Below are 18,764 nucleotides of genomic sequence, written 5' to 3'. Positions count from 1 at the left end.
CACGGCCGGGGTCGAGGGTGCCGAGCAGGATGCCGCGGTCAGCGGGCAGGACCTCTTTTACTCTCCCGGCCGCCCAGGCTCGGGCGCAGGCTCTTCGCCTTGGCGACGATCTCCTTGTCCAGCAGCGGCGCCAGGTCCGCCTTGCGGGCGAGGCCGGACTTGGACCCGGCACGCCAGCGCATCCACAGCACGGCAGCGGTGACGACCAGGGCCACGGTGAACAGGGCGGGGACGACGCGGGCGCCGACCATCAGCATGCTGGTGCTCAGGGCCGGCCACAGCACCTCCGGGTGCAGCAGCGCTTCCGTTACGCGGAAGGGGGCCCATGTCCCGCTCCCGACAAAGGTGTTGGTGAGATTTCCGGTCAGCCAGGCCAGCAAGCCGAAGGCCATGGCGGAGCCGAGGATGCCGAACAGGAGGTAGAGGAGCGCGTCCGACCCGGTGGTGGTCGAGGGCGCGCTGGTGCGCGGGGAAGGCACGGCGGTTCCTTGGGTGTGCGAGCGGGCAGGGGCGGGGCGCGCCCGGCTCTCGTGCAGCTCACGGGGGTACTCCTGGACGTCTGAAGCGGAACGTTTCAGCGGGGTCGGCCGGCAGAACGAGGCGCGGGCGGAGGTGCTGCGGTGGCCGACGGACTGCCGGTCGACGGCGATGTTCCGGCGTGTGGCGAGGAGGCGCGGGCCGCCCGCTGCCGGTCTGAATCGACGTTCCGGGCAGCGGACGGCGCAGGAGCAGCCTCGGCACCGAGGACATCGTCGAGCAACTCCCGGCTGCGCAAGACGTTGACCATCTGGTGGTGCCGGGGGTCCGTGCGCTCTGCGGGACAGGCAGCGAGACCGTCCTCGGCGACTTCCAACTGCTCACGGACGTCCTGGAGCATCCCGTACGCGGCTGCCAGTCGGGTCCACGTCTCGAAAGTCGGATGGTGATGCGGGTCGTCGAAGTCGAGACGGGCGCGAGTCCAGTCGGCGGCAGAGGCGACGAGTTCGGTCAGCTCGGGCAGAGCCCCGACCAGTGCGCCGTTGACCTCCTCGATGATGCCCGCCACCTCATCGGGCGAGGCGTCCTCGTGGAGGCGAGAGATCATTCCGCGAACCGAGTACGGATCGGCGGAAGCGCTGGGCAGGTGCCTGACCTGCAGCGGCTTGTCGGAGCCCGGTGCCGCGCTGCGGTGGGCGAGCCGGATGTTGTGCTGCATGGCCGCACCGACGGCCTCGCCGATGCTGGAGTAGTACTCGGGCACGTTTGCCTCTTCGGGTGAGTGGTCCTTGACGGGTGAGTCGAGCGGGGGCGCGCGACGTACTGGTGGCCGACGGCGGAGAGGGCGGCCGGGGTCACCGTCGGGGGGTTGAGGCGCGCGGTGGGTGACCCGTCGCAGAGCAAGGCGCCGTCTGGGAACTGGACGCCGAGGAGACCTTGGCCTGGTTCGCCGCAGGAGAAGTGGCGAGAGCGGCACCACGGTGATCACGGACGGTCCGTGCTGGGGAGTAGCTCGTCGAAGCGGCGCCGACGCGGCGTAGCTCGGCCTCGGAGTCGAGGAGTTCGGACTGGGCCGAGCTGACGAACTCCGAGGCGAAGCCGAACCGGTCGGCGAGCGCATACGCGTCGTCGTCCAGGTCGTTGACCTGTTCTCCCGCTGCTTCCAGCGCCTCCCGGACACGCTCCAGCGCACCGTGCTCGGGGTGAAGGAGGTGGTCGACTGCTCGCTGGAGGCTGGCTCCGTCTTCGGCCGCACGGATCTGGTCCGTGATGCTGAGGAGTTCGGCTCCGGCGGCGTAGGGCCCCAGCGCATGCACCGGAGGGCTCATCCGGGCCGTGTCGAGGGACGGCGGAAGGGTGACGTCATAGCGAGCGGCTCGAAGCATTTCGGCAGCATGCTTGGCGATGGCGACCTGGTCGGCGAGCGGAGTGGTGGTGGGCAGGCGATGGCGTCGGCCGTGCCAGTCGTCGATCTGCTTGAAACCGGCGTGACGGAGGAGCTGCGCGGAGAGGTCATCAGTAGCGCCCTTGGCAACGACGCTGCCGCTGAACTCGGACGTGATGGTGATCGAGGTAGGCACGGAAGTCTCCGGGGCAGAGGGAGCGAAGGACCCGTTGGAGGTGGGCCAGTGGGCAGAGCATCCGGCAGATCCGGGGTTTGGTCCGGCCGGGAATCGCTGGTAGAGGCCGCACGGTGGCGGTCAGCCGGGTGCCCCGCCGCAGCAGGGCACGCGGTCGGTCAGGAGAAGGGATTCTCTGTCGGTCGGTCGGCCCCGGTGGCGGCTCGGAGCAGTTCGGTGAGGTCTTCGGGCTCGGCCGACCTCTGGTCTATCCACCACCCGGCACGGGTCACCGTACGAGCGTTCTCCTCCATCTCCGCCCACTCCGCTTCGCTGGTCGTGCCTTCGGTGACCAGTGCGGTGTAGGCGTTGGTCAGGATCTGGTGACGACAGCGCACGCCCCAGGGAACGGCCCGCTCGGTCCCCTCCGGGGGAGGCATCCGGTACTGCTCGGACCAGGCTTCGGACGCCGCCTGCTCCTCGGCGCGCTTCGCCTTGAGCCAGGCGGCCTTGTCCTGCTCGTCGCCCTTCCTGGAGGCGCGCCAGCAGTCGGTGCTTAGGGCTTGCCGGGCTTCCGTGTTTGCCTTATAACCCTCTGTTCAAGATCCGGTCCCCTGTGTAACGTTCCGCCCGGACCGGGCTTTTGTTCTAGTCAGCCTGCAGTTTGAGGGACCGTCTGGTTCGGGGGGACCGAGGCCGTGTGGCCATATCGGCCGTTCGCGAATCCTGCGGTCGACTCCTTATCAGAGATGGTTTTCTCTTGCGCTACAGACCCGCGGGGTCGTATGGACCCCTGATTCGAGTCTCACGTTTGACCGGCCGTTTGCTCCCGCCCGTGCTGGCCATGGCTTTGCTGGCCGGGGCTGGCGCAAGCAGCAGCCCCGAGGCGCCCCCTGTCGAGTTGGCCGCCGACTATGACTGGAACGAGACCACCCCCGCCGAGCAGCTGCGGCAAGACCAGTGTCTGATGAGCGACGCGCTGCGGCTGGGCGGAGCGGCTATGGCTGCCGCGGCGAAGGACGGCCTGAACCAGAGTCCTGAGCGGTTGCGCGAGCTTGCTGACCGGAACTACTGGAGGGGCACGCCGCTCGGGGCCGCGTATGAGACGGACAAGGCCGCCGCTATTGCCGAAGTGAACCGGCTCAACGCACTTCACGACAGCTGGAAGATAACCGGGCTTGAGACGCCGGGCGGGTTCAAGTCTATCGCCGACTTCGAGTGGCCGCCCGGGACCAGCGGCGACGAAGGTGAGGACTTCCACTCCCAGACCGGCCTTACGGCGTGGATCGCCGACCGGTTCTGGAAGAGCCAGAGCGACTTCTACGAGGACGGGACCCCACAGGCCGACGCTAAGACCGCAGCGGCGGTCAAGGCTCTGGGGCAGCCGCTGTACGGCAGTGAGCCTGACCCGTCTTTGCCGGACTGGGGCCGGCAGGTCGCGCTGAACGAAGCCTACGAGCACCTCCTGGGTGATTCCAGCGAGCCGATGGGTGCGGACAACGCGCGCTTGTTCTTGAGCTCTGGTGGCTTCGTGAACAAGGCCCCGGCGCCGGGTACTGCTGAGCACCGGGTAGCGGTCGAGGACATCAAGTCCCGTTTCGCTGCCTGTGCGTGGCGTGATCCGATGGACCCGCAGAAGGTCCTGAGTGAAGTCGCCGCGACCGCAGCGACGGAATGGCAGCAGGAGATCGGCTCGCAGGCGGTCAAACGCAACGACATCCTGACTGCGAATAAGAACGCCGTCCAGGCACTCACCAAAGCCTCTGAGTCGATGGGCCGGATGCTCGGCCACGCGTGGGTCGCCGACCACATCACCCGTTGGCAGGACTATTGGTCCTCGGGAGGCATCGGCTGGGTCGGCTCCTCCCCGATGAACGTCCGCATCCCGGGCACGTTCGGCAAGTGCCTTGGCACAGTGGGTTCCAGCACTGCGAACGGCACGGGCGTTGGGGGCATCAACTGCGCCACACAGGAAGGCCAAACGTGGAGTGTCAACGGGCACTACGGAGAGGGCTACAGCCTCAAGCACGTGAAGTCGGGGAGATGCCTCGACCGCGCCAGCAATCGAAGAGTCCAGATCCTGACCTGCAACGGAACCGCCGCTCAGGCGTGGAAGTTCAGCGTCCGGGCGAGCGCCAACCTGGAGAACCTGGGCTCCGGAAGCTGCCTGAAGCACTTCGGCCAGGCGGCCGGAAACGCGAGCACGACCACTTGCAGTACCGATCCCTTGCAACAGGTGCAGTTCACGCTGCTCACGAATGGTCCAGATGACGGCCACAACGGCAGTGTTCCCCCGGCGGCGGAGTTCACGAAGGCGTCGCAGCGGCTCAGTGCGGCGCGGGCGGGGGCGAAGGCCGAGCTGGCGGAGCTGAAGCGTCAGGTGACGGCGGCGGCAGCCGCTCAGAGCGCGAGCGTCACTGCCGAGCAGGCGGCGTATGCGATCGCGGACGCCAACGGGGCGCCGAGGGGCCGTGGTCTGCTGGTGGGCCAGCAGAAGGCTCAGGTCACCCAGGGTGCGGCTGCGGCTGTCACAGCACTGTCGAAGGCGGGTGAGACCGCTGAGGCGGCCACCCGGGCGGCTGCGGCGGACAGTGAGACGATCGCTCAGCGGGCGCTGGCGCAGGCCGCGCAGTCCAAGGCTGAGTTCCGTAAGCAGGCGGCCTACCGGGCCGAACTGCAGGCCAAGGCGGCGGCGGACGCGGCCAAGGCGCACCGTGACAATGCCAAGAAGGAAAAGGAGCTGGCCGAGGCCAAGCTCACTGCGTCCCTGGCGGCGGAGGCGGACGCCAAAGCTGCGGCGGCCGATGCGCATGCCAAACGGCTGAAAGCCGAGGCCGACGAGGCCACGGCGAAGAAGGAGAAGGAAGCCGCCGACCTCAAGAAGGCCGAAGCGGCACAGCACCGCAAGACGGCGGATGCCGAAGCGGCCAAGGCCGAGACTGCCAAGGGCAAGGCCGAGGCGTCGGAGGCCACCGCGGTGGCCAGGAAGAAGGACGCCGAAACCGCCCGCGACCGGGCCGAAGAATTGCGCGACGACGCCTGGGACGCGCAGCAGAAGGCGCAAGCGGCCCGGGCCAAGGCGGCCGCCAAGGACGCCTACGCCGAATCCCTGGACGCGGGCGATGCGGCGGACGCCGCGCGGGCGGCGGCCAATGAGGCCGACCGGCACGCGGACGACGCCGAGGCAGCAGCTGGCCGGGCTGAAACCGCCGCCGACGCGGCCACGAAGGCCGCGGCCGACGCGGACGCCGCGGCGACCCGTGCGGAGGCGGCGGCGAAGAGCTCCCGGGCCGCAGCGGACGGGGCAAAGGCAGCGAAGCTGCGGGCGGACGCCGCGGTCAGTACCGCGACCAGCGCCGCCGCGGACGCCATCGACGCCTCCGAGCGAGCCTCAGCCGCTGCCGCCCTGTCGGTCAAGATGGCCAACGAGGCCGAGACGAAGGCGAAGACGGCCAAGGCTCAGGCCGACGCGGCCAAGACCGAGGCCAGCAAAGCCACCGCCGCAGCGGCCAAGGCAGCCGGATTCGCCTACGTCACCGCTCAGGCCGCGGTGGATGCCGGGAAGGCTGCCGCGCAGGTAGCGGCTCCCGCGAACGACGCCATCCAGCTCGGCTCGCCCTACGTCACCAAGGACTCCGCCGCGTCCCTTGTGGTCCTGTCCGGCCAGGCGGCGAAAACCATCGCCGAGCAGCAGAAAGCTGTCGCGAACGCGCATGCCCTCAATGCGGCGCAGGAAGCCGCAGCCGCCCAGAGCATCGCCAATCAGGCGCAGGGTGATGCCAAGGCCGCCTACCAGCACGCCGCGAACGCTGCCAAGCACTCCGCGGACGCCCGCGGTTACTCCAAGGAGGCACTGGACTACGCGGCCGGCGCGGCCATGGCAGCGGCGAAAGCGCAGCAGTCACTGGCTCGCACCATCGGGTACCAGTCCCAGGCCACTGCCGACGCAGCAGCCGCAGACAAGGCCGCTGGCCGCGCAGAGGGCTACGCAGAATCAGCCCGCACTTCCGCGGACGCCGCAGCCCTGGACGCCGATGCCGCCCGCGCAGCGGCCACCCGGGCGAACGAGTCGGCCGACCAGGCCAGAGCAGCAGCCGACCGAGCCGACGCCGCCGCCACAGCAGCCGAGGAAGCCGCCAAGGACGCCCAGAAACATGCCGAGTCCGCCCAAGAAGCGGCAAAGCAGACCGAGGACGCAGGCAACGCCAGCCAGGTCGAAACCGGCACCGTCCCGGACACAGCCGGCGGATCCATCGGCGGCCTCTTCTACGTCATCAACAAGATCGACCAGGTCGGCAAGCCAAAGGTCCTGAACAAGACCGACGGCTGCGACGGCTTCTGGGATCAGATCGCCTACAAGGGCGACTGCACCATGACCCAGGAGATCAGCTACAAAGCCGAACTCGACCTATACCTCTGTGCCGTGGAAGTCTTCGACAACACGTGCTTCTCGAACGACACGCTGTACCTGGGCGAGACCAAAACCGACACCCTGAAAACCAAGGTCACCCACACCATCACGATCGCGGAGTACCAGCAGGGCGTCGACCCCGTCGACATCCTCTTCGGCAGCTGGATCCGCTGCGCCCAGAAACTCACACCCGGCGGTCAGAACGGAAGCTGGGGCGGCTGCGCCTGGGCCATGGTGGACGTTGCGTCTCTGTTCGCCGGAAAGATCCTCCGCCCCATCGCCGATGCTATCCGTGCTGTGGACGGCGCTGCCAGGACCGGCATCGGTTTTCTCGACGCATGGAAGGCCCTGAGCGTCCTCAGGCTTTCCGACGAGGCTCTGACCGGAATTGCCGGGAAGATGGCGGAAAAATTCTACGCCTCTTGCCGGAAGGTTTCGCGAGCCGCCCACGGTATAAATTCGCGTGCTGTCTCCATTGCCCCGATGGGAACTATCGGAACTCCGGTTCCCGAATACTCCTGTGACGGATTGATCGCGTACAACAGCACCGAACTCTCCAACATGGCTTACCGATCGAGGATCGAAGCAGGTTTCGGCGTATGGGCCGGCAGAAATGTGGCCGTCGCAAAAGTTCCCGGTTGGAATGACGCGGAAACCGGAGATCTCGTGGTCGGTTTCAGTAAGGGCGGAGGATTTCACGCCGAGGATCATATTCTTGAGCAGCTGGCGGTGAAAGAGTTCTCGCCGAAGCAGATCAGTGCTCTCTATACCGAACGGCAGCCGTGTCCCGTATGCGGACCCAATCTGGAGAACCTTCTCAAAGAAGGGGCGGAAATCACGTGGTCGGTTCAGTGGGGATCGAACGGCACCATGAATCGTGCATTCGAGGGACTGCTGGCCGACATGATCCAGAAGCAGGGACGCCCATAGCCACCAGCTTGATCAGGTGGCATCGCACATACTAGAGGTGAGTGGGCGGCCTGCTGGGCCGCCCGCTCACCCTTCACAACAACACCAACGGAGCTTTGATGTTCGAAACTATGAGAGCAAGCGAGGCGGAGATCGCCGAACGGAACGAACGAGCCGCCAAGGTGGCCGAGGCGTTGGCATCAGCCGGTTTTGTCGTGCAACGAAACGTGGATCAGGAAACTGAACTTCAGGGTGCTATGGTCTCGGTTGATCCGGCCAGCGACTCCAGGGGAGGTGTTTTCGTCCAATGGAATGCAAGTTCATCCCTGAATGAAAGCGCGGCAAAGAACGCCCTGGAAGGTGGTATTGATTCACCGATCTTCAGGCATTTCAGCTTTGTTGTAGAGCAAATGCGTGCAACCTTGATCGCGATTCTTGGGTCCGCCGGGTTCGATGCCGTGGACGCCGATGACGACATGAACCCCTATCTCATCCGCGTCAACCCCTGATCGAGCTAACAGTCTCGACGTTAGCAAGAGCTCGTAGCCTGCTGAATCGTCCTGGTGGCGCGTGCTTGAGGAGTTGGATCAGCGGTCGCGGGAGTACGCGATGCAGGGCCGACCGGCCGGACCGCCGCTGTGGTGACGGCGGCGGGGACCGGCGCCCTGCCCGGGGTACCGGCACGGGCCGGGCTGGCGGCGAGCGCGGCGGCGCTCAACGGAGACGCGCGGGCGGGACCACGACCGCGTTCACGGCCGACGGCCGGCGTGGCAGCAGGGCGGGGCCGAGCCGTCACCTCTTGAGCGAGGCGGGGCTGCACTGCGACCTGGAGCCCCGAACGGCGCAGGGCCACCGTGGCGTCGGCGACTTTCCCCAGCGCCTCGTCGCGATCGGTGGTCGCGGGGAGCGGGTAGATGTCCAGGCTCGAGTTGTGCCGCCAGCCGTCCTCCACCAGCGCGAGCCCGCTGAGGCCGGAGACACGGTCGTCGAGGGCTGCGACGATGCCGAGCTGCGGGTGATTGGCGAAGGCGACGTCTGGTTCACCGAGCGGACCGCGGTCGCGTACCTGTGCCGTGTCGGGCGCCGGTGCAGGGTCAAGTGCGACGTCCACATCGACCTGGTAGCCGGCCTTGCGCAGCAGCTCGATGGCCCGGCTCGTACGGCCGTGTCCGTCACGGTTCTGGTCGGCCAGCGCGTACAACGTCGGCTGGTCGGGGACGGGATGGAAGTCGAATCCCCTGAGCATCCAGGTGCTGGCCGCGAGGTTCTTCGGGTTCGCGGCGACGATGCCGTGGACGGGGTGGTGGCCGAAGGCCAGGTCGGGCAGCACGTCGTAGTGGCTGGGCATGGCAGATCCATCCGAGGCGGGTGCAGTTGCAGGTGCGGGCGACGGGCGGATCAGTTCTGGGGATGCGGTGCACGGGGGACTCCCTGGATCGCGGTCGGTCAGAGTCCGAGGGCGGATGAGGGACGAGCCGGCGGCGGCGCGGCCCGCGCGGAAAACTCCGGCGGAGGCCCGGTCGGCAGCACGTGCTGGCCGATCGACGGCGAAGAGGCGAGAGCGACACTCGCCCGGGATGGAGTGACGTCGGGCGGGAGCACGTTGGCGGCGCGTTCCTTGCCAGATCGTTCCTGCTCCTGGCGTGGCGGTACGTCAAGCTGGTCCAGGCGGGTGTCGACGGCGGAGAGGAGATCCGGCACGCTGCCGCCGTGGTGAGCATGCGGATGCGGACCGTCTGGCTCGGAGTCGTAGATCACCTCGTAGACGGCAGGCTCGGCGGACCGGTGGCGGGTGACCAGCCAGCTTTCCGGGGACTCGGGGTGTTTGGAGGGCGGCTCCTGCGGGGGCGAGATGATCAGCGAACTACCGTCGGGAAGCTCGGCGTGGACGATGTAGTCGCTGAGGCCGTACTCGACGGTGCACTCCAGGCCGCGCTGCCCGAGCGCGGAACAGAGGGAGGACTGAAGACGGCGCGGATCGGACTCGGCGGGCGGGAGCGGGGTTTCGTGGTGCATGGAGTTCTCCGTTGCGAACGCCCTGTCGGACGGCGTGAGCCCCCGGGGGCGTGGAGCTTGAAGGAGTGTGGTGGTTCATGAGGATCCGGTGATCGGGCGGTTTGGTGCTGCCGTGACTACGTGCTAGGGATCACCGGGAGCGACGGGGAGTCGGCGGATGCGAAGCCGGGGGGACCTGGGGTGAAGCGGGTGACACGGCAGGGGTGTCGTGCGTGGAGCGGGTCAGGGCGACACGCGCCCGTTCGGTCTGCGCGGGTCGTTCGGTGTCCGCCCGGTGAGCTAGGTACTCGCCGACGCGTACCAACGCCGGTCCCTGGTAGGACAGTTCGTGTGCGTAGTGCCATCCTTCGGTGTTGCGGTGCTCCTCAGCGCGCTCCTGGTAGAGGTGGAGCACGCTCGGCTGCGAACCGTCCATGAGTGCCATGACGCCGTCCCATTCGTGCCGCAGCTCCTCCGCCCGGAGCAGGGTGGTATCGATCCCGCGCAGCCGAAGCTTCTTGGCTGCTGCCTCGCCTTCGACCCGGGCAGGTGCGAGTGTGAACTCCTCTACCTCCGGGGTCGGATAGACCTTGGTGAAGCCGGCGACGACGTGTCCCTCCACCTTCCACAGCCCCACCTGAATGAGGTCGATGTCGAGGCTCATCTCCGACAGCCAGACCACGGAGTGGGTAACCTGCTTGGGGAAGTCAGCGGCGATGATCACCTGTCGGGGGGCGTTGGAGCAGCTCCGGGCTCCATTCCCCGTCCACATGATCGAGCAGGCGCTGCCTGCATGCATCGAGGTCGAGGTTTTGTCCCCTGCGCGACAGGAAGTTGCGGTGCGCCTGGGTCAGGGTGCTGAGGTCGAACCGGGACACGAGGGCGGCGTAGGTGATCGCCTGGAGGTGCACGTCCCGATCAGCCGTTCCGCGCTTCAGCTCGACCACGACGAGGCGCCCTGTTGCGTCCAGTCCCAGGACGTCCAGCCGGTCGCGCGCCGGCACGCCGTCCGTGTCGGCCCATCGGTCGTACTCCGCGGTAACGACGAGCACCGACTCCCCGAGCACCTGCGGGTGCGCGATCACCCACTCCTGCAAGTGCTGCCTCTCAAGGAGGCCTTCCGCAGCCAACCCGGTGCGCGCGATCGGTGTGGCCGCCTCGCCCATGACGGTGAAGAGGTGATCCACGATGGCCTCCTGGTGCAACCGGCAGCGCGACGCTCGACGTTCAGAGCTTACGTGGGCCGGATCGCTCCTCAAACAGTCCTGCTTACCGGGCACCAGATCGGCCTCGGCACCTTCTGGAGCCGATTCCGAGATTGGCTTGCTCATTTCCAGGGCATTCACGGCGACGCCGTATTGTGGAGAGGATTCTCCACAGGGTCGGCCTGTGAGAAGCGACGTCAGGGGCGCTGACCTGAGCGGCTCTGCAGCATCGTGTCCACCGCCCCCGGCGCGGGCCCAGCGTCCCGGCCGGTGCCGGCTACGCCCGCCTGGCCGCAAAACGCTGCGCACATGGACGCGATATCGGACACGACAGACAGCCCTGGTGATCGCAGCTGCGGCGGCCGCGAAGAGTAAACGAACAGCAGTCCGTCAACTGCTAGTAGTGAGCCATCTGCTGCCGCTATGCTGCTCTCGGTTGGCTGCCGCAAGGTACCCGCACGAGCTGAAGGAGCCGATTCCTATGATCAAGGTAAGCATTCACGCGAGCCTCGAGGAACTGCCCGCGCTGATTGATGCGTTGGCCGCTCACGGGGCCGATTTCAGTCTGCACAGCACTTCGCAGGCGGCAGAGGCGCGGACCGAACCTGTGCTGGATCGCGACGTGCTCACCCTGCTGCGCACGCGTGCCCCCTCCCAGCACGCCGATCTCTTCATCTCGTTCGTAGAAACGGAAGTTCGCGATCACGGTGCCGTCGCCGAACTCGGTACTGAGAAGACCAGCTATGTGAAGCTGTACGTTCCAGGGCCACGCAGAGTGGGCGCCTACTGCTACGTACGTCCGGACCGTACGTACCTGGACTTCCGTCTTCCCGGCCACGCCGCGGACGGCTGTCGCTTTGCTGCCGCGCGCAACGTCCAAGCCGACAATGCCCATGCGGTGCGTCTTCCTCTTACGGCACCCGAAGCCCTTCCCGAAGCGCACCGACTGGCCCGCCGGGCCGCAGCGGAGGCGGAATCCGCGTGACAAGGGTGAGGGATGTGCGTTCCGTTGTTCTCTGGTAGGCACACCCATTCGTCAGGAAGGCGATCTGCTCCGTTGAACTGCATTTTCTTTTAGGGTAGTTCCAGCCGTTCTTGAGGGATCTCCGGATGGCTGGGATTGGTGGGCGTGCGGCCCACCACGATTTCCCCGACGACCATGCGGTGGACCACATCACCGAACTGCCGGCACGTGACCACCTCGCACTGAGCGTTTTCAGTGTTGCCTCTCCAGGGTGAGAACCGCTCTGGCGATGACGGTCATGCGGTTGGGGCTGATGCGGGATCTACGGAAGATCTGCCAGGACTTCAGCCGTGCGATGCCGCGTTCGACGGGTGCCCGGGCTGCGGACAGGGCCCGGTTCCGGGTCCGCTCGGTGGGGGCGAGTTCACCGCCCGGCGGGCGTCGCTTGGCGGTGGTGACCCAGTCGCCGGCGCCGATGTAGGCCATGTCGGCCAGGACCGGGACGCCCTGGCGTTCGCAGATCCGGAGGATCTTGTGGGTGCGGGCGGCGGTCAGGTCGTGGGTCCGGCCCGGCAGGGCGGGCGAGATCCACAGGATCTCGCCGGCTGGGTCGGTGACGACCTCCAGGTTCACCCCGTGCCGCTTGTGCTTCGCCGAGTAGTCGGCTTGGCCGTCACCGACGCGGTCGCACTCGGCGAGCGTGCCGTCCAGGAGGACGAAGGCCGGGTCGTGCGCCCGCAGCGTCTTCAGCAGACCGGGCACCTGGTCGGCGAGCAGGCCGGTGACGGAACTGACGTAGGTGTGGGCGGTGCCGACGGATATCCCAAAGCCCGCCGCGATACGGGCCAGGGTGTCGTGGCGGCGCAGGTACACGAGTGCGACGAGCGCTCGGCGGTGCGGCGGTAGTTTGCACCGCCGGTCACCCTCCCGGGTGACGATAAGCATCGTGACCCACTCGACCAGGGCGTGCGGCAGGTCGAGTGCGGCAGGATAGGGAACCAACAGGGCTCCTGTGCTGCTGAGTTGAGACTTCGAACACCTCCCTCAACTGCACGGGGGCCCTGTCCGTTGCGCACCCGACCTTCCCACCGCTCCGTCACCCGATCAGTGGCCACGCTGAAAACGCTCACTGGGTGACGGTTCCTGCGATGGCGTACTTGCCGCCGCGAGCGTATGAACGGCTCCGTCCAAGCCGTCGCCGGCCTGCTGTCCCAGCAGTAGACCGGATCCTGGCTCGGCAGACGTGAGCACCAAGGCCGACCCCTTCGACGTCCCACCGCTAACCGTGCACGAGGTCGTTAGGGGAGCGGGTTGGCTCCCAGGCGGCGCCCAGCGGGACCTCAGTCGGAGTCGCTGCGCGGATAGGCGAACTTGCGTGAGGTGGCGCGGTGTAACCGCTGCGTGGCAGCTGGTGCGCCGTCCGCCCGCAGACCGATCGGGCAGAGCGGATCGGCTGAACCGTCCTTGCAGGGACCTCGACGCCTTCGTAGCTCTGCCCGAGGCAGTTTGGCGAACCCGGGCGTGCGCCTTCACATCTGGAGCAAGAATGGCTGCCTGGTGGATCAAGAAGGATGGGGGCGGGGTTCTGCATGACGAGCCAGGCGGAGGTAGGCGGACTGAGAGTAGCCAAGGCGCTGTCGTATGTGTGTGGCCATCGGGACGAACTCGCCGCGCTCCTCGATGAGGACGACGCTGCCTTGCGCGCTGTCGGAGCGGTAGTCGGTGGTCCGGCCGCGGACAACGTCCCGCTCACCGCCCTTCTGGACGCTCTGCACGCAGCAGTTCGACGCGCAGGCGACCCGTCGGGGGTCTACGGCGGAACGGGCCGCGGTGTGATGCCAGCCGGTGTCGCTGATGTGGACGTCGTGTACCGATGCCCCTTGCAGCTATGCATCGGTCGATCCACTCATGAGGTGGATGACGACTTGCCACGCTGTAAGTTCGCCTCCGCCGAGACGGTGCTGATCCGGCAGAGGCTTCCGTAATGGGAGGGCTTCTCGGCGAACTCAGTAAGAAGCTGGCTGAACGGTGGCTGACCCTTCTCGTAATGCCAGGCGCGCTCTACCTGGCGATCGCCGCAGCTGGGCACACCCTTGGGCAGAGCGCTGCGCTGGACGTGGAACTGCTCACTCACACGATCTCGGATGCGGCCCAGGCCCCCCAAGTAACCACGGTGGGAGGCCAGGTTGTGCTGCTCGCTGCCATCCTGGCCGGTGCGGCCGCCACCGGTCTGGCCGCCCAGTCCCTCGGCTCCGTTGTCGAGCGTGCAGCCCTGGCCGCCGGCTGGCAAGCCTGGCCGTGGCTGTTCGGTGCATTGGTCGAGCGTCACGTGGCACGCCGACAGCGTCGCTGGGACGCGGCACAGGCGGAGTACGAAGCCCTACGGCTTCTGGAACTCGCTCCACGACCGGCCGACCGCCCCGGGCCCCGGGAGCGTCACCGCGCGGCCCACAGGCGCGAACGGATTGCCCTTGAACGGCCTGAACGACCGACCTGGAGCGGTGATCGGATCCACGCCGCCGCGGTCCGGCTGGACCGAGACGCACACGCCAATCTCCTCATCCTCTGGCCACACCTTTGGCTCGTGCTGCCGGAAGAGATACGCGGTGAGATCGGCAGGGCCCGCACCGCGTTGACGCGAGCGGCCGTCCTCGGTGGATGGGCCCTGCTCTATCTGGCGCTGGCCTGGTGGTGGTGGCCCGCGGCACCGCTCGCTGCCACGCTGGTGGTCATTTCGGCACGTCGTCTCCGCGCGGCGTCGGATACCTACGCCACGTTGCTGGAAGCATCTGCGCGCCTTCACCTGGCGGACCTGGCCGACAAGCTGCGGATCGAGGAACAGTCGATGGGGCCTCTGCTCGGTGGCGCGGTCATGCGACGGCTGAGCAGCCCGGTGCCTGCGACGGAACCGGCTTCGTGAGCTCCGCCGATTTCAGAGGCTCGCTTCAAGGCTGTTCCGTAACTCAGATTCGGGCTGGCCAGGGTTCCGCCGGAGAGCCGGATTTCCCTATTGCGGTCCGGCTTGCCACCTGCAGTGAGACCTCGGTTAATCAGCCCACACTGGACTCGACCGAGTAGCACCCGTAGATACGGGACAGCCTTTCGGTAGACCTGTCCCCAGTACTCAGAACTATTGGAGAATTGAAGTGACAGGACGGTTCACGCAGGGGCGTGATCAGGACTTCACAAGGGAACACGAACTGGAGCAGCGGATTGCCGTAGTCGGGTTACGGTTGGACCGGCTTTCTCGCGAGCAGGACCTTGGCGTGGTGCTAGAGCCAGAAGCACTGGTGGAAGCTCGCCAACTCGCCGCGATACTCCGAGATGATGAGGCCGACCTGGAAGGGCATTACGCCCTCGGTTGGTTGCACGCCTTCAGGTACCGAGCACTTCCCGAAGGAGCCGGCCAACGGGACAGACAGGAGGCCGTCACGAAGTTCACGCCCTGTTTCGTGTTAGGCGCGGATGAGGAAGACCTGCCGGACGAGCTGCTTCCAGATGTAGCTGAGCGAGCGCTTGGCTTTGCCTGGAGGATCCAGCAAAAGATGAACGCTTCGCCGAGCCCGGAGCTGCGCTCAAGATTCGCCGATCTCCTGCGGCGCATCGCGGCAGCTGTGCCCCGCGGAGAAAGCGAGCACGCGGAAACTCTGTCCAATCTTTCCGTCATCCTGAAATCCCACTTTGACACAGGTTGCGAATCAGCGGATTTGGAAGCGGCGATTGACGCTGCCTTGGGCGCAGTGGAGAGCGTGGCGACGGGGCATCCTAACCAGCCGGTCATGCTGTCCAACCTGTCAGGCATGTTGAGGGGGCGCTTCACCCATCGCGGTACGGCGGCGGACCTGGACGATGCGATCGAGATCGCCCGATTGGCAGTCCAAGCGGCCGCGGGCTCCCCCGCCCACCGGGCTGGCGGACTCAACAATCTGGGCGCCGCGCTGCAGAGCAAGTTCGCAGAGAAAGGTATTCTATCGGACCTGGACGCGGCAATCGAAGCCCTCCAGGAAGCGTCTGATCTCATTGTTGACGACCACGAGAAGGCAGGAGTTCTCCACAATCTTGGGAACGCCTGGCGGGCCCGATACGAAAACACCGGTGCTTCGGCGGATCTGGAAAACGCGATGGAGTGCTGCCAGGCCGCAATCGAGACTGCTCCCGAGGAACACCCTGGGCGCTCTAGGTTCTTGTACGGGCTCGGCGACATCGCGCTGACTCGATTTGAGCGCACCGGGGAAGCAGTCCATCTGGACCAATCTGTCAACGTGTTGGCGGAGGCGCTAGAGATACTCCCGCCTGGGCACCGGGCTCGCGGGCTTCGTCTCTCTGGCCTTGGGCGAGCTCTCCTGGCACGATACCGACTCGGCGGCGACAGTCTTGACCTCGATGCGGCGATCGAAACGAACCGCGCCGCCTCTCGAGAAATAGCCCCGCAGCAGATCGAGTTCAACGCTGTTATCAACAACCTGGCCACCTCCCTCTGGCAGCGATTCGAACGCACTGGTCATATGGTCGATCTGGACGAGGCGATCAGCGTGAGTCGCGCTTCTGCGCAGGCCACCGCGGAAGGTCACGTCGACCGGCCGACCCGTCTGTCCAACGTTGGTCTGATGCTGTGGACTCGGTTCAAGCACACCGGGGCGTCGTCGGACCTGGATGCCGCGGTCGAGTTTGCACACGGAGCTGTGAAGACGGCACCTCGCGCCCACTCCGCCTTGGCGGCGATGCTGTCCAATCTCGGCGCGGTGTTGTTGCAACGCTACGAACGGAACGGGGACCTTGAAGACCTCGACGAGGTGATCCGAGGTAACCGCGAGGTCCTCATGGTTGTGGATGCAAGCAACCCTGATCGCCCTCGTTTCCTCGCGAATCTGTGCACCGCCCTGCATGCCCGCTTCCAGCGCACGGGAGGTTTTGGGGACCTGGACGGCGCGGTCGTGGCGGGACGGGATGCGACCGCCACTGTCCCGTTCCAACACCCCGAGCGCCCCAGGTACTTGTCCTTGCTGGGAGGTGTGCTGGCCAGCAGGTTCGAGCAGACCGGGTCTATAGCGGACCTGGATCAGGCAGTGGTTGCGTGCCAGGCCGCGCTCGACATGTCGCCCGCGGAGCATCCAGAGCGCGCCGACTACCTGTTCCAGCTCGCGACGGCCCTGCACAGCCGGTATCAGCGGACTCACTCACGACACGACTTTGATGACGCCCTGGCTGCCCACGTGGAAGGTGCGCGAGCCGAAGGGTCCAGGCCCTCGATTCGGATTCGTGCTGCTCAGGCAGCGGCCTCAATGACCGGACGGTCGGATCCTGATCTCGCAGCCGATCTCTTGACCACCGCCGTACACCTGCTGCCCGAAGTGGCAGACCGCCGACTGAGCCGTGGTGACCAGCAGCACGCCATGGGCAAGTGGTCCGGGCTGGCCGGAGATGCGGCGGCACTGGCTCTTGCTTCTCGCGAAGGCACGCCCGCCGATCGGTCATCGCGAGCAATGCAGTTGATCGAGGTGGGCCGCGGCGTCCTCCATAGCCAGGCGCTGGACATGCGGAGTGACCTCGCAGAGCTTCGCGAGCGCCATCCTGACCTGGCCCATCGCTTCGAGGTACTTCGGGACGAGCTGGACCGGCCGCTGGATTCAACTTCCCTCACGGAGCCCGACGGACAAGCCAGCGCCACCTTACGTGCGGTCGATGCCGCGGAGCAACGACGCAGCCGCGCCGACCAACTTCACGCCACGCTGGGCAATATCCGAGCGCAGGACGGATTCGCCAGCTTCGCTCGTCACCCCGCCCTCAGTGAGCTCCTGGCACAAGCCGCCCCCGGCCCGGTGGTGAGCTTCAACGTCAGCCGCTACCGCAGCGATGCACTGCTGTTGACATCCGATGGCATCGAGTCCCTGAACCTGCCCGATCTCACGTACGACCTCGTCATCGACCAGATACAGACCTTCCATAGAGCCCTGGAAACCGTTGCGGATCCGCGCATGTCGCCCCTGAGGCGAAAGGAGGCGCAAGCGACGCTCCACGCTGTCTTGGAGTGGCTGTGGGACGCGGCGGCCGAACCGGTCTTGCGTAGCCTTGGTTTCACTGGTGAGCCCTCTCCCGGGCGGTCGTGGCCCCGCGTCTGGTGGGCGCCTGGCGGGCTCCTCTCGCTGCTACCTCTGCACGCTGCCGGCCATCACTCCGAGTCGCTCCGCGCGGACTCGAGAGCCGGGGAACCGCCGACAGTCATGGACCGTGTCGTCTCCTCGTACACCACCACGATCCGCGCACTGCACCACGCGCGCCGTCATCAGACCTCCGCGCCGTCCGTGAGCCGATCACTGATCGTGGCCATGCCCACAACTCCAGGCGTTCAAGGTCGCCTGGCCCACGTCTCGGAAGAGGCCGCATTGCTGTGCGACCTGCTGCCCGAGCCGACGCTCCTCATGGCGCCGGGTGCAGAGGCTGACGGCATGACCGTCCCCGGGCCGGATGCACGACCGACCAAGGCTCGGGTCCTGAAGGCCCTCTCCGATTCCGGGATCGTTCATTTCGCGTGCCACGGTGCCCACGACCCCGACGACCCGTCACAGAGCCTGTTGCTTCTGCACGACCACGAACGTGATCCGCTCACGGTGGCGAGCCTTGCAGGAATGAAGATGGACTCGGCTCAACTGGCCTACCTGTCAGCGTGCCGAACAGCGTTCATGGGATCCGCGGAGCTGATCGACGAGGCCATCCATCTCACATCGGCCTTTCAGCTCGCGGGCTTTCCCCGCGTCATCGGCACCCTCTGGGAGATAAACGACGAGGTTGCCTCGCATATTGCAGCTGACTTCTACGCTGAGCTCGGCGGCTGCACCGACCAGCATGGTGGCCTCGACACGGATGAGGCGGCCCGTGCTTTGCACCACGCTGTGCGCAAGGTCCGTGATCGCTATCCCAAGTCCCCCTACCTCTGGGCGGCCCACCTGCACGCCGGGATCTGAACGCGGGCAGTGGAAACGCGGCATCGACATGCATACTGCTGTCGATGCCGCTTGCACCTTGGTCTCGACTGATCGTGAGTGCGCGGTGATCGAGCCTGTATGGAACCGGTCGGTCGCGCTACGGCGACGGTCGCCGCACCTGGTGGATGGGTCCTGGTGTTGGGCCATGTCCTCGACCAACTGCCCGCGCTTGCTGAAAGGCGGTGCGCTATAGCTGCCGTTCACCGGCTTCGTGATGAGGCAGCGAAGTTGAGGCTCGGTCGCGGCGCACGGCCCGGGTCT

Annotated in this window: 13 protein-coding genes and 1 pseudogene; 5 read left to right on the top strand and 9 right to left on the bottom strand. The window is 66.6% G+C overall.

Annotated elements, in window-relative coordinates:
• Window positions 1-38 precede the first annotated feature (38 nt).
• From CR470_RS02870 to CR470_RS02855, 4 genes and pseudogenes are all read right to left on the bottom strand, one after another.
• Complete coding sequence (locus CR470_RS02870; protein WP_097866001.1) at window positions 39-479, bottom strand: hypothetical protein; 441 nt, start codon at window positions 477-479, stop codon at window positions 39-41.
• Window positions 480-574: 95 nt separating this feature from the next.
• A complete protein-coding gene (locus CR470_RS02865) occupies window positions 575-1,240 on the bottom strand; it encodes a hypothetical protein (RefSeq protein ID WP_097866000.1) in 666 nt (221 codons plus the stop codon).
• Between the two features lie 91 nt (window positions 1,241-1,331).
• Window positions 1,332-2,057 (bottom strand): hypothetical protein, encoded by a 726-nt coding sequence (locus tag CR470_RS02860; protein WP_097865999.1) that lies wholly within the window; start codon window positions 2,055-2,057, stop codon window positions 1,332-1,334.
• A 158-nt stretch (window positions 2,058-2,215) separates the two neighbouring features.
• A pseudogene (locus tag CR470_RS02855) lies at window positions 2,216-2,590 on the bottom strand (hypothetical protein); the annotation flags it as partial.
• A 290-nt stretch (window positions 2,591-2,880) separates the two neighbouring features.
• Between CR470_RS02855 and CR470_RS02850 the strand changes: the two are divergent.
• Entirely contained in the window at window positions 2,881-7,377 is a 4,497-nt protein-coding gene (locus CR470_RS02850) for a nucleic acid/nucleotide deaminase domain-containing protein (protein ID WP_097866035.1), read from the top strand.
• 41 nt (window positions 7,378-7,418) lie between these two features.
• Window positions 7,419-7,865 (top strand): hypothetical protein, encoded by a 447-nt coding sequence (locus CR470_RS02845; RefSeq protein ID WP_257138374.1) that lies wholly within the window; start codon window positions 7,419-7,421, stop codon window positions 7,863-7,865.
• A 20-nt stretch (window positions 7,866-7,885) separates the two neighbouring features.
• On the opposite strand, the gene CR470_RS02840 is transcribed toward CR470_RS02845, so the two are convergent.
• The 4 genes from CR470_RS02840 to CR470_RS02830 form a co-directional block, all read right to left on the bottom strand.
• Entirely contained in the window at window positions 7,886-8,704 is an 819-nt protein-coding gene (locus CR470_RS02840) for a hypothetical protein (protein ID WP_257138372.1), read from the bottom strand.
• 98 nt (window positions 8,705-8,802) lie between these two features.
• A complete protein-coding gene (locus CR470_RS02835) occupies window positions 8,803-9,372 on the bottom strand; it encodes a hypothetical protein (protein ID WP_107489437.1) in 570 nt (189 codons plus the stop codon).
• A gap of 130 nt (window positions 9,373-9,502) precedes the next feature.
• Entirely contained in the window at window positions 9,503-10,075 is a 573-nt protein-coding gene (locus tag CR470_RS40255) for a hypothetical protein (protein ID WP_257138370.1), read from the bottom strand.
• Window positions 10,059-10,697 (bottom strand): endonuclease NucS domain-containing protein, encoded by a 639-nt coding sequence (locus CR470_RS02830; RefSeq protein WP_257138369.1) that lies wholly within the window; start codon window positions 10,695-10,697, stop codon window positions 10,059-10,061. The genes CR470_RS40255 and CR470_RS02830 overlap by 17 nt, the downstream gene beginning before the upstream one ends.
• A 340-nt stretch (window positions 10,698-11,037) precedes the next feature.
• On the opposite strand from CR470_RS02830, the gene CR470_RS02825 reads away from it, so the two are divergent.
• On the top strand, window positions 11,038-11,541 hold the full coding sequence (locus CR470_RS02825; RefSeq protein ID WP_097865997.1) for a hypothetical protein: 504 nt from the start codon (window positions 11,038-11,040) through the stop codon (window positions 11,539-11,541).
• A gap of 231 nt (window positions 11,542-11,772) precedes the next feature.
• On the opposite strand, the gene CR470_RS02820 is transcribed toward CR470_RS02825, so the two are convergent.
• The gene (locus tag CR470_RS02820) at window positions 11,773-12,522 is read right to left on the bottom strand and encodes a transposase family protein (protein ID WP_097865996.1); all 750 of its coding nucleotides are present in this window, start codon (window positions 12,520-12,522) and stop codon (window positions 11,773-11,775) included.
• 982 nt (window positions 12,523-13,504) lie between these two features.
• Here CR470_RS02820 and CR470_RS02805 point away from each other — a divergent pair.
• Together CR470_RS02805 and CR470_RS02800 are read left to right on the top strand one after the other, a co-directional pair.
• Window positions 13,505-14,440, top strand: a complete 936-nt coding sequence (locus CR470_RS02805; protein WP_097865994.1) for a hypothetical protein — start codon at window positions 13,505-13,507, stop codon at window positions 14,438-14,440.
• A 226-nt stretch (window positions 14,441-14,666) separates the two neighbouring features.
• Entirely contained in the window at window positions 14,667-18,482 is a 3,816-nt protein-coding gene (locus tag CR470_RS02800) for a CHAT domain-containing protein (protein ID WP_143663757.1), read from the top strand.
• Window positions 18,483-18,764 lie beyond the last annotated feature (282 nt).

It is taken from the genome of Streptomyces sp. rh34, assembly GCF_002551245.1.
In the GTDB taxonomy this organism is placed as follows: domain Bacteria; phylum Actinomycetota; class Actinomycetes; order Streptomycetales; family Streptomycetaceae; genus Streptomyces.
This window is presented reverse-complemented; position numbering and strand designations above follow the sequence as displayed.

Coding starts and splice junctions, on each gene's coding strand:
- CR470_RS02850 (WP_097866035.1), top strand. CDS start 2,881: ATGGCTTTGCTGGCCGGGGCTGGCGCAAGCAGCAGCCCCGAGGCGCCC.
- CR470_RS02840 (WP_257138372.1), bottom strand. CDS start 8,704: ATGCCCAGCCACTACGACGTGCTGCCCGACCTGGCCTTCGGCCACCAC.
- CR470_RS02825 (WP_097865997.1), top strand. CDS start 11,038: ATGATCAAGGTAAGCATTCACGCGAGCCTCGAGGAACTGCCCGCGCTG.
- CR470_RS02835 (WP_107489437.1), bottom strand. CDS start 9,372: ATGCACCACGAAACCCCGCTCCCGCCCGCCGAGTCCGATCCGCGCCGT.
- CR470_RS02805 (WP_097865994.1), top strand. CDS start 13,505: ATGGGAGGGCTTCTCGGCGAACTCAGTAAGAAGCTGGCTGAACGGTGG.